Genomic DNA, 19,585 nt, shown 5'->3' with positions numbered 1-19,585 from the left:
CAGTTGTTTAGGGATGCCCTATAGTATGCTGCGCTTCCTCTTCAGCTTTGCAGGCGGGGCAAAGACCGGTAAGTTCTATACTGTGTGATGTCATGGTAAAGCCCGTTTCGGATAAGATTTGGTCTTCCAAATCGTGCAGCGGACAGACAGCAATATCGGCCGAAGCCTTGCACTTACTGCACACAATTCGGTGGTGATGTTCCGTTCCCTGTTGAGATGCAATCTGAAAATAGGCTTTTCCGTCGGGATGTATGCTCTTTGTTACAAAATTGGATTCGGCAAGCGTATGCATTGTTCGATATACCGTCGATAAGTCGATTTGCAGATATGCCCCGCACGCTTCATGCAGCTCTTCGACGGAAAAAGCTTTATCTTTATCTTGAGATAAAATACTGATGATTAAGTTCCGTGCTTTTGTTCTGCGCAACTTCTTTTTAACAAGCGGGTTTTCCATACTTTTTGTGTCCTCCGTACTATCGATTCGATAGATCAATTGAGAACCTCTAAAAGCTTGAGTTTTTAGAGATGTCCAATTATACAGGAGAATGTTGTTTTTTGAAAGGGCAAAAACTCAGCGTTTGTCCTGATTCTTTTCTATTGGCGGGTAGGCTTTTTTTTTGTATATTTATAACAGAAACTGCTAAAAGCCGCAGTTTTTTAGAGGTTTTCCTTAGAATACCGGTATAATTTTTAAGAGGGGCGCGTATGAAGCTTTACACTAGAAGACAGCTGATTCTTTCTGCAGCCGTTATCGGCTGTTTTATTGCGCTTGCTGCTTACGGGGCAGGCTTTTATTTAGGGCATGGAACGAATACACCGCAGGGAGAGGCCGCAGCCGAGCTTGAAGCATTGGCTGAAAGTAACAGTGCCCTTGCGCAGCAGAACGGCGTCCGGAGTAGTAGCGCCGAAAACAGCGGGAGTGTGGGTGTTTCCGAATCGGCGGAGCAGACAAGCCCGTATCTGACCGCTGCCGCGGAACCGGCGAGCCGTTACACCGCAGAAGAAAAGCAAAATATTTCGGTGTACGAAAATACCAATGATGCGGTTGTCAATATCACCACGGAAACGGTCGGGGTAAACTGGTTCCTTGAACCGATTCCGCAGGAAGGTGGTTCCGGCTCCGGTTCGATTATTGATAGCCGCGGCTACATCCTTACCAACACTCACGTTATCGAGGACGCGACAAAGATATTCGTATCTCTCTCGGACGGCAGCCAATACAGCGCAAAGATTATCGGGGTAGACCGTGAAAACGATCTTGCGGTGCTCAAATTCGACCCGCCTGCAAACACTCAGTTGACGACGATAAAATTCGGCGATTCGGATGGACTCAAGGTGGGACAGCGGGTACTCGCAATCGGGAACCCCTTCGGCTTAACACGAACGCTGACGGTCGGTATTGTGTCCGCCCTCGGCCGCCCGATCCAAACCGATAAAAACGTTATCATCAAAAATATGATTCAAACCGACACGGCCATCAATCCCGGCAACTCGGGCGGACCGCTCCTCGATTCCGACGGCAGGATGATCGGTATCAATACGATGATCTATTCTACGTCGGGTAGTTCCGCAGGCGTCGGCTTTGCGGTGCCCATCAACACGGCAAAACGGGTAGTATCCGAGATTATCAAGTACGGAAAAGTCCGCCGCGCTTCCATCGATGCGGAGTTGGTACAGCTGAACGCGTCGATTGCAAACTATGCAGGGTTGTCGGTGCAGCGCGGGCTATTGGTTTCCCGCGTTAAAAAGAACAGTAATGCCGAAAAGGCGGGGCTTCGTGGTGGAGCAAATGCCGTCCGCTACGGTATTGGGAAGCGCGCTGCGGTTATCTATCTCGGCGGCGACATCATCACCGAAATTGCCGGTCAGGCTGTCAGCAACTTGAGCGAATACTACGCTGTTTTGGAAGATAAAAAACCGAATGAGAGCATCGCCGTAACGGTGCTCCGCGGAAATAAGACCGTAAAACTGACGCTTACCCTTTCCGAACGGAACGATGAATAGGTAACGAAGGGGATGGCAAAAAAGAAGGCCGGCGGGCGGATATTCCGGTGCAGCTCATGCGGGTACAGCCAGCCGAAATGGCTCGGGCGCTGTCCCGGCTGCGGCGAATGGAATACCTTGGAGGAGCAATTCCAAGAAGCGGACTTTACCCCCGGCTTTGCTTCGAGCGCCGCTGCCGTGCGGCAAACGGATGAAGCGCACCCTATCCCGCTTGAACAGGTGGAGGTGCACGATACCGTCCGCATTACAACCGGCATTTCGGAATTCGATAGAGTGCTCGGAGGTGGTGCGGTAAAGCGCTCGGCCGTATTGATCGGCGGCGAACCCGGTATCGGAAAGTCGACATTGCTCTTGCAAGCGGCAGCTGCCGCAGCAGCCGGAGCCGTAGGGCAGCGGACGCTCTATGTTTCCGGTGAAGAGTCCGCCGGTCAGATACGCGGCCGTGCAGACCGGCTCGGTGTTCCGCTCAAAAATATCGAATTGCTCTGTACCAATTCGGTGGAAAATATCGAAAAAGTATTGAATAATCTCAACCCGCTTATCGTCATTATCGATTCGGTACAAACACTTTTTTCCCCGCAGGCAGGCACCATCCCGGGCACGATCAATCAGCTCAAATACTGCGCCAACGAATTGGTGCAGTGGGTAAAGGAACGGGACGCAGTGCTCTTTCTTACCGCTCATGTAACGAAAGAAGGCGTCATCGCAGGGCCGAAGGTTCTGGAGCACATGGTCGATACTGTTATCTCTTTTGAGCGGAACGAAGATGATGTGCGATTCCTCCGCGCCCTTAAAAACCGTTTCGGTTCGGTAGATGAGCTGGGGATTTTTAGGATGGATGAAAAAGGCTTGGCTGCCGTACAGGATCCCGCCGCGCTGTTTATCATTCAGCGGCAAGGCGAGCTGCCTGCCGGGTCTGCGACGGTGCCGGTGTTTGAAGGCAGCCGCGTGTTTATGGTAGAAATTCAGGCGCTTACGGTTCCCGCTAAAGGCACGATGACGCGCGTATTCTCCGATAAGATAGATTCCGCACGGGTCAGCCGCGTCGCCGCCGTATTGGAAAAACGGATAGGCTTGCGGTTCTCCGATCAGGATATCTATATCAATGTCGCCGGCGGCATCCGGCTGCGGGAACCGGCTATCGATTTGGCTTTGGCGCTTGCGCTCTACTCTGCGCGAACGGATATCCCCGCGCGTAAAAACGAAGCATTTATCGGAGAACTCAGTCTTGCCGGTGAGATTAGACCGGTACGCCGCTTAAAGCCGCTGATTAAAACCGCACAGAGCCTCGGCTTTACCCAGCTCTACGTTCCGGCAGCCGCCGGCGACGGCGATGAACCGGAACCTGCAATACAAGGCATATCCCGCGTAGAAAACCTCGCCGAAACAATCAAGCGCGCGTTCGGTACCGGAAAGTAATCTCCACATTTGTCCAAGATAAATTCATAAAGCGAGTTTCTGTTGCAACGAGTATAAAAAAACCGCTCCAGGAGTATGCAAGATGGAGCGGTTTAAAAATAGAGTATAAATCATTCACACTTATCAATACTTTTTACGAACGCCTTTGACTTATAGCAACCTCCTTACAAGAAACTTCTTGTATGATGGTATGTTAGCAAAAGATTACATTTATGTCAAGCATGTATAACAAAAAAAGTAAAATAATTTTTGTTTGCTAGCCCTATCGATGAGATTATGCTATAACACATACATGGAGGGAATTATGGCGGATGAATTTAGCTATGAAATTACTCAAAAACATGGGGTTCTTTCTACTTCAAAAAGCGGATGGACGATGGAATTAAACTCGGTGGCATGGAATGGGCGCAACCCCAAATACGATCTCCGCAGTTGGTCTCCCGATCACGAAAAAATGGGAAAAGGGGTTACGCTTACTGCAGAAGAACTGGCTGCGCTCAAAGCGTTATTGAACGGTATGCAACTGTAACCTATTTTAAGGTAGAAAAGTGCATTAGAGCCGTTTTCGCCTCGTCGCCGGTTTTTTCAATTTTTGAAGAAAAGTCTACCAGCGATGTATAGATGGCATCCGTTTGCAAATGGATTTTTTCAAAGGATTGATCAAGTTCATCACTGGTGGTTCCAATGCCGGTGATGACGGTTACCACTTGTTTTATGGTTCCGCCTATATCATGAGAACTTTCCAGTGCAGCGGCAGCAAGACGACTTAGCTCTTCCGCAACAACAGCAAACCCTTTACCGGCATCGCCGGCGTGCGCTGCTTCAATTGCTGCATTCATACTCAACATCTTCGTCTGTTCTGCAATACTTTCGATAATTTCAGACATTTCTTGGATTTTCGAAACGTTTTGAATGATAAACTGCATGTGATCATGGGTAGTTTTGAACAGCTGATGTCCGGTTTTAAATGTTTCCACCAGTTTTTTCGCCGTTTCGGAATCGGTACGATGGTTTTCAGCGGTTTGCTGTACCGAAGAAAGAACTTCTTTCATCTGAGCTGCTGAGTGATGATATCCGTCGCGCTCTTTTTCTGCTGTCATCTGCATCGTTTTATACGTTGCTTGCAAATCGGTGTGTTTCTTTTCCAGTGAATCATAGCTGCGCTGGAGATCGGCAAGATTTTGTTCCAGCTGTGTATTGCGCTCAAGAATAGCTGCTTGTCTTTCAGCAAAAGCGCTATCCTTTGTATCGGGCCGCGTATTACCGGCAACGCGGATTTCCATATTGCTGCGCTCTTTCGTCCCCCACGATGCCGCCGCTACCGCTGATTCTGTATAAACTCCTGCTTCATGGTTGCCAAACGTAAAGCGTGCCGGTTCTGCTGATTGCTCCGATTGTGATGACCGGAAAGAAGTTGCACCGGAAGCAAGCCGCAGCTGCGACGCCGTATCATGCGCTCCGTCGGTCTTTGGCCCCGCTTTTAATACAATTCGTCTTTTTGCATTACGGGCAAGTAAGATGGTATAGATAGTTTGTACCAGTGCCCATGTAACAAAAAGCCCCAACAGCCATGTTACCGAAATCAATATACCCGAAAGAATTGCGGCTTGTTTCCGATACCGGCTGGCAGCGCTCTCTAATGCACCGGATACCGCCTCAAAATCGTTAATATGAGTACCAACCAGTTTTTCAATTGTTTCCACTTTTTTTTCATCAAACGGTTTCGTCTTTGCTGCGCCCAGCTGATTATAATCATTAATCAGTGTGGTAAATTCCGCATTTATTGAACGGGCAGAAGTAAAATACCCCGAAAGGCGGCTCCGTAATGTGCTATCTTTTTCCATATATTTTTCTGTGGCATATTCCACGGCAACTAACGTCGGCTCATACTTACTTAAAGCGCTGATGACAGAAGAAGGAATATGCACACCGGCAATGCCGTAACGATATATAGTCCCTCGTACATAGAGCATATTACGTTCATAACCGGCAAGTTGTACAATCTGCTGTTCAAGCGTATCAGCCGGTTTTGAAATTTGCATAAAAGTTCCGGCTGCAATGAGCAATAACAAAACCAGTATGCCCGATAAGATTCCGATTTTCAGTTTTATGTTCATAACAATAAGCCTCAGTATAAGTATCGGACAATAATCACCGATAGATTAAAATACAATCTGATGCGTTTACCTTCCTTGCTGTGTAAAATTTCATAGGTATAAGGTGAGCGTCTACAATGACGCCGCTCACCTTAACCGTCAAGTTTTCTTTCGAAAACTTGCGTATTGATGTGTGCGCTTTTCGCGCACGAATGCAACAGTTTCCAAAATTCATATTTTGTTCAACTGTTGCATTTTAAGGAAATAAAATTTTACACAATTTCTTTGCGAAGAAGGGCAAACGCATCAGACAAATAAATAAGAATCGCAGAAGAATAGAGGTTGGACGACCATTTGAACCGCGAAGAGGTTCAACTCTGGGCGGACAGCCTCTATTCTTCTGCGGGGTTTTAAAATACAATCTGATGCGTTTACCCTACAGAGTCCTTTGACCAAAGCCGTTCTTTATGCTATGATGGCAATATATGACTGAATGTTCATTTACAGTGAAAGAACGGGTTGTCTATCCCGGTCAAGGTGTCGGAGAAATCGTCGAAATAAGCGAAAAAAAATTCAAAGATGAAATGCTGACGTATTACGTCATTTACTTTGATGAATCCGACATGACAGTTCTTGTGCCTGCCCTCAAGGCGACTGAGTTAGGTATCAGGACGATCGTTTCCGCTGATGAAGCGCAAGCTGCACTGGCGTTTTTATCCGAAAAGTTTGACCCCATCCCAAGTGATTGGAAGATGCGGTATCAAATGAACCTTGATTTATTCAAAACGGGGAGCGTTTTAGACAATGCCTCCATCGTCCGCTCACTCTACCACCGCAGTAAAATAAAAGAACTCCCTATCCAAGAGCGTAAATTATACGATTCCGCCTATCGCATTTTTTACGATGAGCTCTGTTACGCACTGCAAAAACCGAAGGCGGAAATTGAAGCGCTGATTCATTCATATCTGGAGGTTTTAAGTAAAAACGCTCCTGTCGGAAAGCAAGATCAGGTTGATGATATGTTTGACGATAACATAAATGATATGGATGACGAAGACGATTTCGATGACGGCGAATAATGCCGTTCTGATTACAGCGGCCGGGAGTTCCCAACGCTTCGGGGAAAAAAAAGAATTTCTTCCATTAAGTACCGATACGCATACATCGGTGCTATCTGCCTGTCTCTATGCTTTTGTATCGGCAGGATGTGTTAGCTGTTATGTCATAACCGTGCCTCAGGGTAAAGTTGAAACGGTCTATTCACTGCTTGCTGCAGATACGCGGCTTTCTTCTTTTTTCAGTACACACCGAGATACTCTCCATATCGTTGAAGGAGGAGCAACCCGGCAGGAGTCGGTGTATAAGGGGCTGTTAGCTCTTGCGGATAAAAACATAACCTTTATACTGGTACACGACGGAGCGCGTCCGTGGGTTTCCGGCGAAGTGATTACTTCAGTATTAACGGCAACCGAACAATACGGAGCGGCAGTCCCTGCCATACCTGTAACGGACACACAAAAAGAAGTGGACAAAACGGGAAAGATTATCCGGCATCTTAGAAGAGACCTGCTTGCCGCCGTACAAACACCGCAGGGCTTCCGCTTTGAGCCGTTGCTCTATGCCCATCGCCAAGCTTGCAATGACGGCAATACCTATACCGACGACAGCGAAATCTATGCCCAATATTGCGGAGCTGTTTACATCTGCCCCGGAGCGCGGGAAAATAAAAAAATCACCTATCGCGAAGACCTTTAAGGAAAACACTATGATACGAATCGGCTTAGGTTATGACCTCCACACCCTTGTTGAAGGCAGACCGTTAATCTTAGGCGGGGTTCATATTCCTTTTGAAAAAGGGGAAGCGGGGCATTCGGACGGGGATGTACTACTCCATGCGCTTGCGGATTCCTTGCTCGGAGCTGCTTGTCTTGGCGACATCGGCGAGCTTTTCCCGCCGAATGATCCGCAGTGGAAGAATGCCGACTCTCGGATGCTCCTAAAAACGGTGTGGGAACGGATTCTGACAGCAGGCTGGCAGCTTGAAAACGCCGATTGTGTTATCGCAATCCAAAAGCCGAAAATTCTGCCGTACCGCGAGGCAATCCGCCGGTCTATTGCGGAAATTCTATCGGTAGAAATCGATCAAATTTTTGTCAAAGCAAAAACCGGCGAAGGGGTCGGCATTATCGGCAGCGGTACGGCCGCCGCCGTGTGGTGCACCTGTCTTCTCTCTCGCTAGCTCCCTACTCCCATACCAGCTCTAAAAGCTAACGGTATTTTTAAAGCTGCTCACCGGTAGAATAAGGGAGAAAACAAATACAGTATTTAAGTGGCGTAGCGTCAGCCTATTTTTCGGCAAGCTCTAGGATGAGCTGCACCTCGCCCTGCGATAGATTGAGGGCATTGGCAATAGCGTCCTGCGTCCATCCGCTTCTAAAGAGCTTTAACACATTCTCACGGGTACCGACTGTCGTTGCACCTTCCGTTTTGTTGACCGGTTTTTCGGCCTTAACCAAATCCGCCAACAGTTTCAACTGATTTTCGGAATTCTTCGATATATCTTGTAAGCGCGTTTCAGTACCGGCAAGCCATTCACGGGCATTGTGCAGTTTTTCAATGCGCCCCTCAAGCTCTCCAAGCAATTCATCGATGGTATCAAGCTGCTCCCGCGCCTTCTCCGCTTTTTCCTGATTGGAAATAAGATACTCCATCTTTTCTTGAATATCCTGCAGTTCGGGCGGAATGGTGTAGAGCTTACTCTGTACCGACTTAATATCTTTTTCAACCGTCTTTAAATCTTCAAAGGCAGCATCGATGCTCTGTACCGTTTGGTCGAGCACGGTACCTTTTTTCTCCAAGCGGTCATAGCGGGTATTTACATCGGCAATGCTTTCTTCAATACGCCGAATCTGTACCTGATAGCGCTGTAATTCATCATCAGCCGAAGCAAGCTCAACAAGCTTTTTATCCATCGACTCGGACAGCACACTCAGTTTTGCAAAATCGTTTTCCAAAATTTCAATATTTTTACGCTCACCCATAAATCGCGCGATTTTCTGTGTTGCCTCCTCTTCAAGATGAGTTACCTTTTCGTATTTCAGATTCAGATCATCCATTGTATTGCGGTAAATTTCAAAGCGGGTAACCTCCGCCTTCAATTTTTCGATGTTTTGTTCCAAATCAGCCTTCAATTCGTCTGCACGATCAAATACGCGCGTCTGCGTAATAAAGGCGTTTTGCCGCTTATCGATTTCTTCTACGGTTTCGGTCAGCTGCTCGGAATCGCGCCGTATCTTTTCGAATAAATCATGCTGCGTTTCTTCCACTTCACTGCGCAGGCCGTGTACCAGCTCCCGTATGTTGTCAAGCGAATGATTTGCTTCCCCCGTCGCGTTGTTAATCCGTTTATCCAGCTCGTTGGTAGCCTGTTCCGCATCGCGCGTAAAGGTTTCGGTAACGCTGCGCACCTGTGCGGAAAATTCTTCTTCGGCACTCTGCACCTTTGCATTCAGATCATTGATTCTCTGCTGCATCAGCTTAAGCGCCTCGTCGCTTTTCACGCTGAAATCTTTATAGTACGAGGTGTATTTTGAACCGATGCCTTCGATAGCTCGTTCCGTCGATGCAGTAAAATTAGCAACCTTTTCGTCTACCGTAGTCCGCATCTCTGCCAGTTGTTGATCGATACGCGCCTTCCATGTTTCAAAATCGGCTTTAGCCGCATCGAGCTGCCCCCCTGATTCTTGTTTAACCGTATCAAGCCAGTTTTTCACCTCTTTTGTAGCATTTTCAACTTCAACACTCTGCTGCCGCATCGATTCTTGCAGTTCAAGCTTGAGACCGGAAAGCTCATTGCGCATATATGTTTGAGCTTTTTCCTTTGTCTGATCCATCATATTTTTAAACTGAGTGTTATAGGCTAAGAGCGCCTCGTCGCTTGCCGTAATACGTTTGGCAATTCCTTCTTCGATTGCAGCAATATCTTCTTTGAATTTTGCAAAGTGCCCCTTGTACTCCTCCGCCGTTTGCGCAAGCCGCGCTTTTAAATCCTGTTTATACGCATCTTCCAAATCCCTACGTGCCGACTCGCTTTCCGATCCCATCAGCGCAAGCCGTTCGGTAACATCATTCCGCAGCTTTTGGATGTCTCCGCTGAGTGCATCGCTGCGGCGGGTTAGCTCGCTTGCAAAATCGGTTTCAAAAGTATGCAGCTTTTCGGAGAGCGCGGCTTGCGATTCTTCACGCAGAACGTTCAGTTGTTCGGTTATCTCCTGCAAGCGACCGGCAAGCGCATTCGCCCGTTCGGAAAAATGTTTTTCGAATCCGTTGTATTTTTCCTGCATGGTATAGGTATGTTTTCCAAAGTCTTGCAAAAGCCGGTCTTTTACCGATTCTTGCGCTTTTTCCATCTCGGCAGAAAGCTTATCGATACCGGCAATGGACTTATCAAATTTTTCGTAATAGTAGGTCGCTTGCTTTTTATATTCGGCAAACTTTGTATCTGCCGATTGGGACAGCGCGGTCAGGCTTTGCGCTGCCTTTGCCGCCGTTTTTTCGAGGCGGGTATTTAATCCCGTTTCAAATTCCGTAAGCCGCGAATCAAGCTGCCGGTTCGTATTCTGCATATCCGCCTCGGTTTTCTCCAAGCCCTTTTCAAGATTGGTGATGCGCTGTGTAAAGGCAATCTCCGCAGCGCTGAACTTTGAATGTAGTGAACTTTCCAACTTATCCGCTTCCTCTTGCCAATCCTGTTTAAACTTTTGAGCAAGCGCTTTATTTTCGGCCATACCGGCGGTAATCTCCGCCTCAAGCGCTGCGGAACGGTCATCAAGCACCGACTTATAATGCTGCATCTGCATTTCCATCTGGTTCTGCAATTTAGCAAAAGATTCATCGCCAAGGTTTTGCGCTTTTTTACTCGCCTCCGTAAACGCCTTTTTATAAAGGTCGTTCAATTGGATTGAGGTTACCTCAAGCAACTCCGCACTTTTTTTCTCTGCGCCGGCAACCCTGTTTTCAAAAGCACTAATAGTATTATTGAAACCCGCAGTAAGCTGTTCTTCAAGCATCTGGAGATGTTCACGATTCTGCTTATAAAAGCTATCCTGCATTTCGGGCATCAGTTTTGAAATATGATTCAATTCGCTCCGTGCATCCGTAATTTTTTTTGCAAGCGAATCGACAAAGTCGGATTCCTGACTGACCCGCGCAAGATTTTTTTCCGCAAGAGCAGCCATATCCATAACGGTCTTAATAGTCTCCTCCGCCCCCGCAACATTTTTTTCTATTGCATCGATGGATGATGAACGGGCAGTCAACACATCGGATTTTTTCATAAAATCGTTGTATATGGAATCGAGCCGGTTAACAGCCGCAATGGCTTGCGAAAGTTTTGCGTCAAGCTCGATCGCCGCATCACGCAAATTCTGCGTCCGTTCCTTAACAAACCCTTCTATTTCATCTTTAACACGGTCGCCGTATTTTTTTGCTTTTTCTATCGAACGGCTGTTTTTATCCATTTGCCGAAAAAAAAGAATCAGCATCAGAGAAAGCATAAGCGTTATCGCGGAGGCCAAAAGTTGCATTGACATTCTAAGTTCCACCCTTACTTAAAATAAATTCTGTTTTAATGAATAGATCGGACACATCTAAAAACAGCGGTTTTTAAAATTATCCTACTTATTATATTATTATAACACATAGTTTAAGAATTGACGATAGTTTGAAAAGGAAATATCCGCATACGGCGGTTTTTTTCTGAACAATGAAACAAGCGGATTTTCGATATAAGCGGTCTTCATACCGACTGAAGAAGCGCCTGCGACATCATAGGCTTTACTGTTCCCGACATACAGTATTCGTTCGCACGGCGTGTTCAAGGCTTCGGCAAGTTTAAGAAAAGGGATACGGGAAGGTTTAAGAGCGCCGAGCGCTTCGGAATCCAGTGCAACATCGCAGAGCGGAAGAATGTCCCATACGGAACCTTTCTGTTCGGGCGGAAAATCCGATAGAATACCGATTTTAAACCCCGCCTCTTTTAATCGTATGATCGCTTCTTTTACAAAAGGATACGGACGAATACGCACGAATTTCTTTTTCCACCCCTTATATATTTCTCTGTCTAAAAAATCGCCTACTTCTTGCGGGGAGATATTAAGATGAGTTGCCAATAGTTCATTTTGCACATTGAAAAAATCCGGCAGCACTTTATCCGGATCAGATGAACTGTATCCGTGTAAAATATGGCGGACTTTTCCAAAAGCTTTCATAAAACGGATATGACGGATAAAAAACGGAACAGCACGCAGCGTCAGCTTCCATGCGGGATAGAGCGTGCCGTCTATATCGAATGCAATAGCGTCAATGCCGGGGATTTTGCTTACAATCATTTTTTTATTATAGCGTACCGATTACCCCCTGTCCATTCATAAAAAAGAACGTATGTGAGCCTCAGTAACATAAAACACTTGACACATAGTATACCAATCGGTATATTATATACCGATTGGTATACGTTATGAATGATACAACAACAAATGATAACAGCAGAGCTGACATTCTCAACACGGCAATACTTCTTTTTTCGCAAAAAGGATATGAGGGAGTTGGAGTACAGGAAATTTGTGATAACGCTGGTATTACAAAACCGACCCTGTACTATTTTTTCAAAAGCAAGCAGGGGCTCTTGCAGGCAATAGCGGACTCCAAGGGAGCAGAGCTGCTGCAGCGTTTGAGTGATGCGGCAGTGTACGAGCACGATTTTCTTAAAAGCCTGACACGCATTTTGATCGCAGTAATCGATTTTGCACTTGCGCATCCCGCCTTTTTTAATCTGCACAGCGTACTCTTAAATGCACCCGACAATGCGGAAACCGAGGCTGTCTACACGCCGTTAAAACAGCGTTTTTATTCGGTATTTGCAGAATTTTTTATAAAATCCGCAAACGAGTTCGGCAATATGCGCGGGAAAGAGGAGTTGTACTCAATCTTGTTCCACAATAATGTCATTTCGGTAGCACTGCTGTGTGTGCAGAACAAACTGCCTAGAGATGATCAAACGATTTATCGGATTGTGCATACCTTTGTCTACGGCGTCGCTTAACCTTTTGCAAATATACGGCGCATCTACTGCGTCGTACGGCAAAAAAGTGTCCTCAACGTATCAAAACTGCCAAGGAGGGCAGTGGTTCTACGCAGAATCGAGTTCGCATTGCGAACTCGCAGCCAAAGGATATACACGGATGTATATCCTTTGGCGTGTCTCCGCTTTATTTTCAGCTATCTCCTTGTAGCTACACCGTCTTTTTTCAAAAGGCTTACGGAAAGGGGGCTTTTGAAAATATACGACGCATCTACTGCGTCGTACGCTGAAAATAAATGCTCAACGTATCAAAGATACGCTTGCGCTTTATTTTCAGCTAGCTCCTTGTATCTACATCGTCTCTTTTCAAAAGGCTTGCGGAAAGGATTGTAGGGGCGGCGAAGCCGTTCCGGAGGAATGGAGCCGAGAGGCGGAACCCCGAAAGCTTCTTATAAATTCAGCCGTCGAACAAAATATTCATTTTGGAGACTACTGAATTGGTACGCGATAGCGTACACGTAAATAGGCGATGTTTCGGCGGTGCCGAAACTCGGCGTTTAACAAGGCTGCGCCATTTCAGCAGCCGCAGTTAAACCTTGGTTTTTGCGATTGTATCGCAAAAAGCCGCCCAAAACTAAAAAAAATAAAACAAATAAAACAAATGATGGAGGTGTCTATGTCTCAAGTTTTTTCAGATAAGGTTTTTTATCATATTTATGCGCTGGGGATGGGGAATTGCGCTAAGCGGAATGACTTTGCGTGTCCGGCGGGGGATTTTTTTGAAAAATTGGCGGGGCGGTTGGATGAGATTGGGGCGTTGGGGTGTAATGCGCTGTTGATTGGACCGGTGTTTGAGTCAACGGCGCATGGGTATGATACGGTGGATTATTATCATGTGGAGCGTCGGTTGGGGAATAATGAGCGGTTTAAGGAGTTTTGCCGGCTGTGTCATGAGAAGGGCTTTGCGGTGGTGCTGGATGCGGTGTTTAATCATACGGGGCGGGATTTTTTTGCGTTTAAGGATATTCAGCGGCATGGGGACGGCAGCGCCTATAAGGATTGGTATGTCAATCTTGATTTTTCCCGGCGGAGTGCGCAGGGGGATTGCTTTGAGTATGAAGGCTGGGCTGGCTGCAAGGATTTGGTCAAGCTGAATGGCGATAGCGGCGCAGTGCGGGAGCATCTTTTTGGTGCAGTAAAAATGTGGATTGAAGAGTTTGGGATAGACGGGCTCAGGCTTGATGCGGCGGATGTGTTAAGCAAAAACTTCCTTGATGCACTGGGGGCTTTTTGCCGAAGTATTAAGCCGGATTTTTGGCTGATGGGTGAGGTGGTGCATGGCGACTATGCCGAATGGGCGCGGAACGGCAGGCTTGATTCGGTAACAAATTATCAAATGTATAAAGCGCTCTGGTCGTGTTTGAATGATCAGAATATGTATGAGCTTTCGTACAATTTAGACAGGGAATACAATAGCGAACGAGGGATGTATAGGGACAGTGCATTGTATAATTTTGTGGACAACCACGATGTAAACCGCGCGGTTAGTGCGCTCAACAAGCCGGAGCAGCATATTCATCTTTTGTACGGACTGCTTTTTACCATTCCCGGTATTCCGTCCATTTACTACGGCAGTGAGTACGGTATCAGAGGGGTGCGGAGCCATAATTGCGATTATGAACTGCGTCCGCCGCTCCCGCCGTTCGGTGAGCTTCCGGATTTTACCGCTCCCGGTTTTGATGCAGGGTTTATCCGCACCTCGATTACAACATTTGCAAAGATACGCGGACAGCATCCAGCCTTACAGCGGGGTTCGTACCGGCAGGAGTTTGTTGCAAACCGGCAATTCGGCTTTTGGCGCGAATATCGCGAATATAATGAAGAAAAAATATTGATTATCGTAAATTCGGATTTTGTTCAAGGCTTTGTTTCGCTCCATTCCATCCCGACAGGTGAGTATGAGAGCTTGACGGATGGGCGCGTCTATCATTCCGATGTGTTAAAAGGGCTGCAAATGCCTCCGTGTTCGATACTGATATTGCGGAAGAAGTAATCAAAGAAGTATACTGAAAAAATTATGATACATATATTGCTCGCAATTATTTACGCAGCGTTTATCAGTCTTGGGCTGCCGGATGCTCTGTTAGGTTCCGCATGGCCGGCGATGTATCGAGAACTTTCAGTCCCCGTGTCCTATTCCGGTGCTATTTTTATGATTATTGCAGGCGGGACTATTGTTTCCAGCCTCCAAAGCGACCGGTTGACAAAGATTTTCGGTGCCGGAAAAGTAACGGCATTCAGTGTTTTGATAACAGCAGCGGCACTCTTCGGTTTTTCGGTCAGCCATTCCTATAGTGCACTGTGCCTGTGGGCGATACCATACGGACTCGGTGCCGGAAGTGTTGATGCATCCCTCAACAATTATGTAGCAGTGCATTATGCCAGCAGGCACATGAGCTGTTATCCATGCGACACCTGCACAATTCGGAAAAGATAAGTCTCAAGCGATGATCGGGGTACAGATGGCGTCCGCGTATGCCGGAACCTGTCTGATGCCGCCGATCTTCGGGTTGGTTGCAAATCATATCGGTGTCGCACTGATGCCGCTCTATTTGGCGGTGATTTTAATTGTGATGATCTTTATGCACGAAAAAATGCTCACCAAAACGGCAACTCCTACAGCGTGCAGTTAAAATCCTTGACCAAGATACCGGGCAAGAGGCAGCCGCCGACTGCGCGCTCTTCGTAGGTACTTGTTTCTACAAAGAGCTTCCGTTCTTTAGTGAGTGCAAGGAGATTCGCGCCGAACATATTGTACAGCGATTCATCCCAGCGCATATCCGCAATGGGGGCTGTAACTTTTCCGTTTTCCACCCAGAGGCAGGCAAAGCGGGTCATCCCCGTTACGCGGGCAGTCGCCGGATCGCTCCAGTTAAGGTAGTGGAAGTTCGAAATGTAGATACCGGTTCCCAGTTCTTTGAGCGCATCCGCTTCGGCGAGCGCCCCCGCCCCGATAGTTGCGGAACGGAATCCTTCACTTGAATCGGCTCCGTTTGCCTTTGTACCGTACTGTTTTTCCGAGCGGGAACTCACGATGGTATGAATGAGTTTTCCTTTTTCGATAACGGTTAGTTTTTCGGGAGCGGATTCTCCTTCGCTATTAAACGACGGTTCTACACCGATGGAAAAATCCTGCGTCAAATTGAAGGAATCGGCAAAATGCTCCCGCCCTTCTTTTAATGCAAGATAGGCGCTTTCGCCCTGCTGCATTCCCCGCTCTCCGAAGCCGTTCCACGAGAAAAACTCTACGACATCCACCAACGCATCCGCAGCGATAAAAACGCGGTATTTGCCCGGCTCGATTTTTTTCGGTTCAAGTGCAAGCACCTGCAAACTCTGCCGCGCATCGGCGATGCGTTTTTCGTATTCAGCCTGCTGCCAGTCGCGCCCTGCATACAAGCCTTTTACCGCGCGTCCGTTTTTCAGCCAAATCGAATAGTCGAGCGTAAAGGTCTTTGTTTGGAACCAGTGCCGTGCGCCGGCCGTATTGGCAGCTCCGCGGCATATCATCCCTTGCGAAAAAAAGCCCGGCAAAATCCAAATCCGAGACAGGTTCGAGCAACGTCTTTTCTATTATCTCTTGCGGAAGCAGCGCGCCGTCATAGATTGTTTCGGAATCATCGCTTGCAATAGGAATAGACTGATAGGGATCTTCGGGAAGCTGCGCGATAATACTGCGTGCATTCTCCAACGCTGCGGCAAGCGTTTCCTTATCCCGCTCAAGCTGGCAGCTCAACCCTTGTGCAAAGCGATAGGTTTTCTTGTTTTTATAGAGAGTAATCGAAATTGCCGCCTGTTTCACAAAACCGTTTTGCCGTACCTTGGCGTGATTCATCCGCAGGAAGTAAGTATCTTCCGCATCGTAGCTTAGAGACGCTTGTTCAGTGGGTAACAGCTCATCGAAGAAAAAGTCTGCAAGAGACTCAAAATGCCATTTAAAATCGGAATCCATTTCACACATCATTTCTTGATCACAACTCATTTTCCGCCTCCAAATACTTCAACATCGCTGAATGCGCATACGGGACTTGCATGCCCTACCCGTATCACCTGATTCGGTTCGCCCTTGCCGCAATTCGGGGTGCCGAACACCTCGAAGGTGCTTTCGTCGCCGACTGCGCAGAGGCTGTTCCAAAAGTACCGCGAAATGCCGCGGTAGTTCGGGTCGCGGACGATTTTTGTCAGTTTGCCGTTTTCGATCAGCTTGGCGTACTCGCAGCCGAATTGGAATTTATTGCGGTAGTCGTCGATCGACCATGAACGGTTGGAGAACATCAGAATGCCGTTTTCGATTGAGGCGATGATGGAATCGAAGCTGCTCGTTCCCGCTTCGAGGTTGAGGTTTGCCATCCGGTCGATGGGCGGACGGTTCCATGAACAGGCGCGCTGGTTTGCAACGCCCCTGAGTCCCGACCGCTTTTGACTTTCCAAACTGCCGAGCGCCCGTATCAAGATGCCATCTTTAATGAGGTATTCTTTTACCGCGGCGTTGCCGATATCGTCCGCCCCGTAGCTTGCCAGCTCCTGCGCGATGGTCGGATCATAGGCGACGTTCATCAACGGAGAACCGTAGCGGAAGCTGCCGATATCTTCCGGTGTGATAAAACTGCCGCCTGCATAGTTGCGCTCGTCGCCGAGGATGCGGTCTATTTCCAGCGCGTGACCGACGCTTTCATGAATTTGCAGCATCATCTGGTCGGGCATCAGCACGAGCGTCCGCTTACCGTTGGGGCACGGCTCGGCGGTGAGCAATTCGACCGCTTCCGTGCCTGCCTTCCGTGCCTTTTCAAGCAGCGCCGCAGGACTGAACAGTTCCCGTCCGCCCTGATAGGTGAGTGCAGAGCGTCCGTGCGCACTCCGCTGCTGGATAATATCTCCTTCCCGTGCAACGGCGTTCATACTGATACCGCCGAACCGGACGGTTTGCCGTATGTCGGCGCCGTTGGTAGAAACCATTTCGGTTTCGCAGATGCCCGTTTCGCAGGAAGCGGCGGTCTGAATAATCTTTGAAGAAATCTTTGCGGTATCGCAGATGCTGCACAAAAGCTCCACCGTTTCAGCGGCGGGAATCCCGCTTAATTTTTCGCGCTTTGTGGCATAGCGTACCTGCGCGGCCGGGCGCATCGTTTGGTCAAACCGATGGATGCCGTAAGGCTGCGCTGCCTGTGCCGCCGCAAAAGCCTGCTCCGCTGCACGTTTAATACTGCCGCTGCTCAAATCGGCAGTCGCCGCGTAGCTGAACGTTCCCTTGTACAGTACCTCCAGCATAACTCCCTCGTCGGAGCCGCCGGCCGCCTCGTCAAATTTACCATCAATGGCGGAAAAACCAGTCAGATAGTTGGTAACCCGCCGTAATCCGATCCACTCGGCCTGCGGAACAGCGTCCTTCGCTTCCTTCAAAAGCCGGTGTATATTCACTTTCATAAAAAACTCCTTCGATATTTGTTAAGCAAACACATGGGTAATCGGTTGTATTTGTTTAATAGTTTCTTTTGTTTCTGCTTTCATACTATCAATTTCATACCTATTTTGAATATTCAGCCAAAATTCAGGACTTGTGCTAAAAACCTGCGCGAAGCGTAATGCGGTATCGACTGTAATACCTCTTTTTCCTTTTATGATCCGTCCTATTTGTGTTTGCGAAAGCCCTGTCATTTGCGCAAGTCTATATGCTGTTATATGATACGGCTGCATAAACTCTTCATACAGTATATCGCCTACATGTACCGGTTTTAGTATAACATCCATCAATATGCCTCCTAATGATAATCAACGATATCTACTATAACAACTCGTCCATTGTTCCATTCAAAGCAAATGCGCCACTGACTGTTTATTCTAATACTATACTGACCTTTTCTATCATGTTTTAAAGCTTCCAAACTATTTGACGGCGGAGATTTTAGAACAACAACCTCGGCGCTTTGCGTCGGGGTTGTTGTTCTTATAAGGTGGTTGCAGTCGGCTTTAATACCCTTTGTTACGGCGCAGAGCACCGGGGTATTAAAGCCTCCGCACGAATCACTTAACGAAATTGCAGCATCTATGAGAATTAATTTTTGTCGTACTCTTTGCTGTATTTCAGGAGGTAATCGCGTTGACGGCTGCATATTCCATATTTTCAGCGCTTCTTTATCTTGCCAATCAACTATCATAGGGAAATACTATCATTAGTGGTTAGCATCTGTCAAGTTGAATCTTTAACAAAACGCTCTTGACTTTAAGGGGGGGGGGGGTATTATGGAAGAAAGCCAGTGTAATAAACTCTCTTCAAATTTTAAGGGAGACGGCTTTAGGTGTGGATGGGAAAAATGCCAGAGCGCTTCGTTATCAAAATAGATAATTATGATATTGCTCCGTATAACTTTTCAGTCCGCAAAAACTATAAATGGCAATGGAAAAGCATTGCAAAAGGACGGGTATCGTAATGAAACGGAAAAAATTATTTTCAATGATTGGTGTAATACTGGTTTCTATAGGAACAGTATTTTTATTTTCGGGGTGTGTAACAGATTTTAACGGTCTCTTTTTTTTGGTAAAGAAGACACGTCGGTAAATTGGGAGATGACGGCAGTAGATAAAGTCCCTTCATTAAATCAACTGGAAAAATTAAGCAACCTTTCTAAAGAAGCCTCTGCAATATACAGATATGCAGATAGAGCACATGCGGAAGGTAATAAATGGTATAAATTTACGGCGCCTGAAAAAGAGAAAGAAGAATATTACGCATATAAAAAAACAAATGGCAATTCTTATATATGGGAAGTATACAAGAAGCGATAAAAAAATCAATGAATCTGTTTGATAATTTTATTGTGCATTTCAAACGGGGTAGACTGACCGGCCTAAAAACAGGAAGAGTATAAAGAGCAAAAAATGCTATGAATACATACAGGAGTATTTGATGAAAAAACTAGGGTTCATA

At 47.1% G+C, this 19,585-nt stretch carries 20 protein-coding genes; 11 read left to right on the top strand and 9 right to left on the bottom strand.

All coding sequences use genetic code 11. The annotated features are described in order from the left end of the window. Window positions 1–7: 7 nt before the first annotated feature. The gene (locus GWP40_RS11845) at window positions 8–454 is read right to left on the bottom strand and encodes a Fur family transcriptional regulator (RefSeq protein ID WP_212565476.1); all 447 of its coding nucleotides are present in this window, start codon (window positions 452–454) and stop codon (window positions 8–10) included. Between the two features lie 251 nt (window positions 455–705). On the opposite strand from GWP40_RS11845, the gene GWP40_RS11840 reads away from it, so the two are divergent. From GWP40_RS11840 to GWP40_RS11830, 3 genes are all read left to right on the top strand, one after another. Then, the gene (locus tag GWP40_RS11840) at window positions 706–2,004 is read left to right on the top strand and encodes a S1C family serine protease (RefSeq protein ID WP_212565475.1); all 1,299 of its coding nucleotides are present in this window, start codon (window positions 706–708) and stop codon (window positions 2,002–2,004) included. A 12-nt stretch (window positions 2,005–2,016) separates the two neighbouring features. Continuing rightward, window positions 2,017–3,423: a DNA repair protein RadA gene (radA, locus tag GWP40_RS11835; protein WP_212565474.1), complete on the top strand. Its 1,407-nt coding sequence runs from the start codon at window positions 2,017–2,019 to the stop codon at window positions 3,421–3,423. Between the two features lie 304 nt (window positions 3,424–3,727). Beyond that, window positions 3,728–3,952, top strand: a complete 225-nt coding sequence (locus GWP40_RS11830) for a YdbC family protein (protein ID WP_212565473.1) — start codon at window positions 3,728–3,730, stop codon at window positions 3,950–3,952. A 1-nt stretch (window position 3,953) separates the two neighbouring features. On the opposite strand, the gene GWP40_RS11825 is transcribed toward GWP40_RS11830, so the two are convergent. Further along, window positions 3,954–5,540, bottom strand: a complete 1,587-nt coding sequence (locus tag GWP40_RS11825) for a methyl-accepting chemotaxis protein (RefSeq protein WP_212565472.1) — start codon at window positions 5,538–5,540, stop codon at window positions 3,954–3,956. A 464-nt stretch (window positions 5,541–6,004) separates the two neighbouring features. On the opposite strand from GWP40_RS11825, the gene GWP40_RS11820 reads away from it, so the two are divergent. From GWP40_RS11820 to ispF, 3 genes are read left to right on the top strand one after another with little or no spacing between them, the layout of a single operon-like run. Next, complete coding sequence (locus tag GWP40_RS11820; protein ID WP_212565471.1) at window positions 6,005–6,598, top strand: CarD family transcriptional regulator; 594 nt, start codon at window positions 6,005–6,007, stop codon at window positions 6,596–6,598. Continuing rightward, complete coding sequence (locus GWP40_RS11815) at window positions 6,558–7,274, top strand: IspD/TarI family cytidylyltransferase (protein WP_212565470.1); 717 nt, start codon at window positions 6,558–6,560, stop codon at window positions 7,272–7,274. Before GWP40_RS11820 ends, GWP40_RS11815 begins: the two co-directional genes overlap by 41 nt. A gap of 10 nt (window positions 7,275–7,284) precedes the next feature. Continuing rightward, window positions 7,285–7,758, top strand: coding sequence for a 2-C-methyl-D-erythritol 2,4-cyclodiphosphate synthase (ispF, locus tag GWP40_RS11810; protein WP_212565469.1), 474 nt, complete (start codon window positions 7,285–7,287; stop codon window positions 7,756–7,758). A gap of 106 nt (window positions 7,759–7,864) precedes the next feature. Here ispF and GWP40_RS11805 read toward each other — a convergent pair whose 3' ends face one another. After that, entirely contained in the window at window positions 7,865–11,110 is a 3,246-nt protein-coding gene (locus tag GWP40_RS11805; protein WP_212565468.1) for a SpiroCoCo family coiled-coil protein, read from the bottom strand. Window positions 11,111–11,209: 99 nt separating this feature from the next. Beyond that, window positions 11,210–11,908, bottom strand: coding sequence for an HAD family hydrolase (locus GWP40_RS11800; protein ID WP_212565467.1), 699 nt, complete (start codon window positions 11,906–11,908; stop codon window positions 11,210–11,212). Window positions 11,909–12,036: 128 nt separating this feature from the next. On the opposite strand from GWP40_RS11800, the gene GWP40_RS11795 reads away from it, so the two are divergent. From GWP40_RS11795 to GWP40_RS13165, 4 genes are all read left to right on the top strand, one after another. Then, window positions 12,037–12,621, top strand: coding sequence for a TetR/AcrR family transcriptional regulator (locus GWP40_RS11795; protein WP_212565466.1), 585 nt, complete (start codon window positions 12,037–12,039; stop codon window positions 12,619–12,621). Window positions 12,622–13,276: 655 nt separating this feature from the next. Next, window positions 13,277–14,653 (top strand): alpha-amylase family glycosyl hydrolase, encoded by a 1,377-nt coding sequence (locus tag GWP40_RS11790; RefSeq protein WP_212565465.1) that lies wholly within the window; start codon window positions 13,277–13,279, stop codon window positions 14,651–14,653. Between the two features lie 24 nt (window positions 14,654–14,677). Continuing rightward, window positions 14,678–15,097, top strand: coding sequence for an MFS transporter (locus tag GWP40_RS11785; RefSeq protein WP_230974463.1), 420 nt, complete (start codon window positions 14,678–14,680; stop codon window positions 15,095–15,097). 10 nt (window positions 15,098–15,107) lie between these two features. Next, window positions 15,108–15,293, top strand: a complete 186-nt coding sequence (locus tag GWP40_RS13165) for a hypothetical protein (RefSeq protein ID WP_230974462.1) — start codon at window positions 15,108–15,110, stop codon at window positions 15,291–15,293. Here the strand turns inward: GWP40_RS13165 and GWP40_RS13160 are convergent. From GWP40_RS13160 to GWP40_RS13150, 5 genes are all read right to left on the bottom strand, one after another. Further along, window positions 15,277–15,918, bottom strand: coding sequence for a metallopeptidase TldD-related protein (locus tag GWP40_RS13160; RefSeq protein WP_230974676.1), 642 nt, complete (start codon window positions 15,916–15,918; stop codon window positions 15,277–15,279). The two genes, GWP40_RS13165 and GWP40_RS13160, sit on opposite strands and share 17 nt — an antisense overlap. Window positions 15,919–16,027: 109 nt before the next feature. After that, window positions 16,028–16,642, bottom strand: a complete 615-nt coding sequence (locus GWP40_RS13155) for a hypothetical protein (RefSeq protein ID WP_230974461.1) — start codon at window positions 16,640–16,642, stop codon at window positions 16,028–16,030. After that, a complete protein-coding gene (locus GWP40_RS11775) occupies window positions 16,639–18,084 on the bottom strand; it encodes a TldD/PmbA family protein (protein WP_212565464.1) in 1,446 nt (481 codons plus the stop codon). Before GWP40_RS11775 ends, GWP40_RS13155 begins: the two co-directional genes overlap by 4 nt. 21 nt (window positions 18,085–18,105) lie before the next feature. Then, complete coding sequence (locus GWP40_RS11770) at window positions 18,106–18,408, bottom strand: HigA family addiction module antitoxin (RefSeq protein ID WP_212565463.1); 303 nt, start codon at window positions 18,406–18,408, stop codon at window positions 18,106–18,108. A gap of 11 nt (window positions 18,409–18,419) precedes the next feature. Beyond that, window positions 18,420–18,815 carry a type II toxin-antitoxin system RelE/ParE family toxin gene (locus tag GWP40_RS13150; RefSeq protein ID WP_230974460.1) on the bottom strand — a complete coding sequence of 132 codons (396 nt, stop codon included), beginning with the start codon at window positions 18,813–18,815 and terminating at the stop codon, window positions 18,420–18,422. A 409-nt stretch (window positions 18,816–19,224) separates the two neighbouring features. Between GWP40_RS13150 and GWP40_RS13145 the strand changes: the two genes are divergently transcribed. After that, window positions 19,225–19,443: a hypothetical protein gene (locus tag GWP40_RS13145; RefSeq protein ID WP_230974459.1), complete on the top strand. Its 219-nt coding sequence runs from the start codon at window positions 19,225–19,227 to the stop codon at window positions 19,441–19,443. The last annotated feature ends 142 nt before the right edge of the window (window positions 19,444–19,585 follow it).

Origin of the sequence: Treponema vincentii, assembly GCF_018336815.1 — a bacterium.
GTDB lineage: Bacteria > Spirochaetota > Spirochaetia > Treponematales > Treponemataceae > Treponema.
The sequence above is the reverse complement of the archived record's forward strand: the minus strand, read 5'-3'. Positions and strand labels throughout refer to the sequence as shown.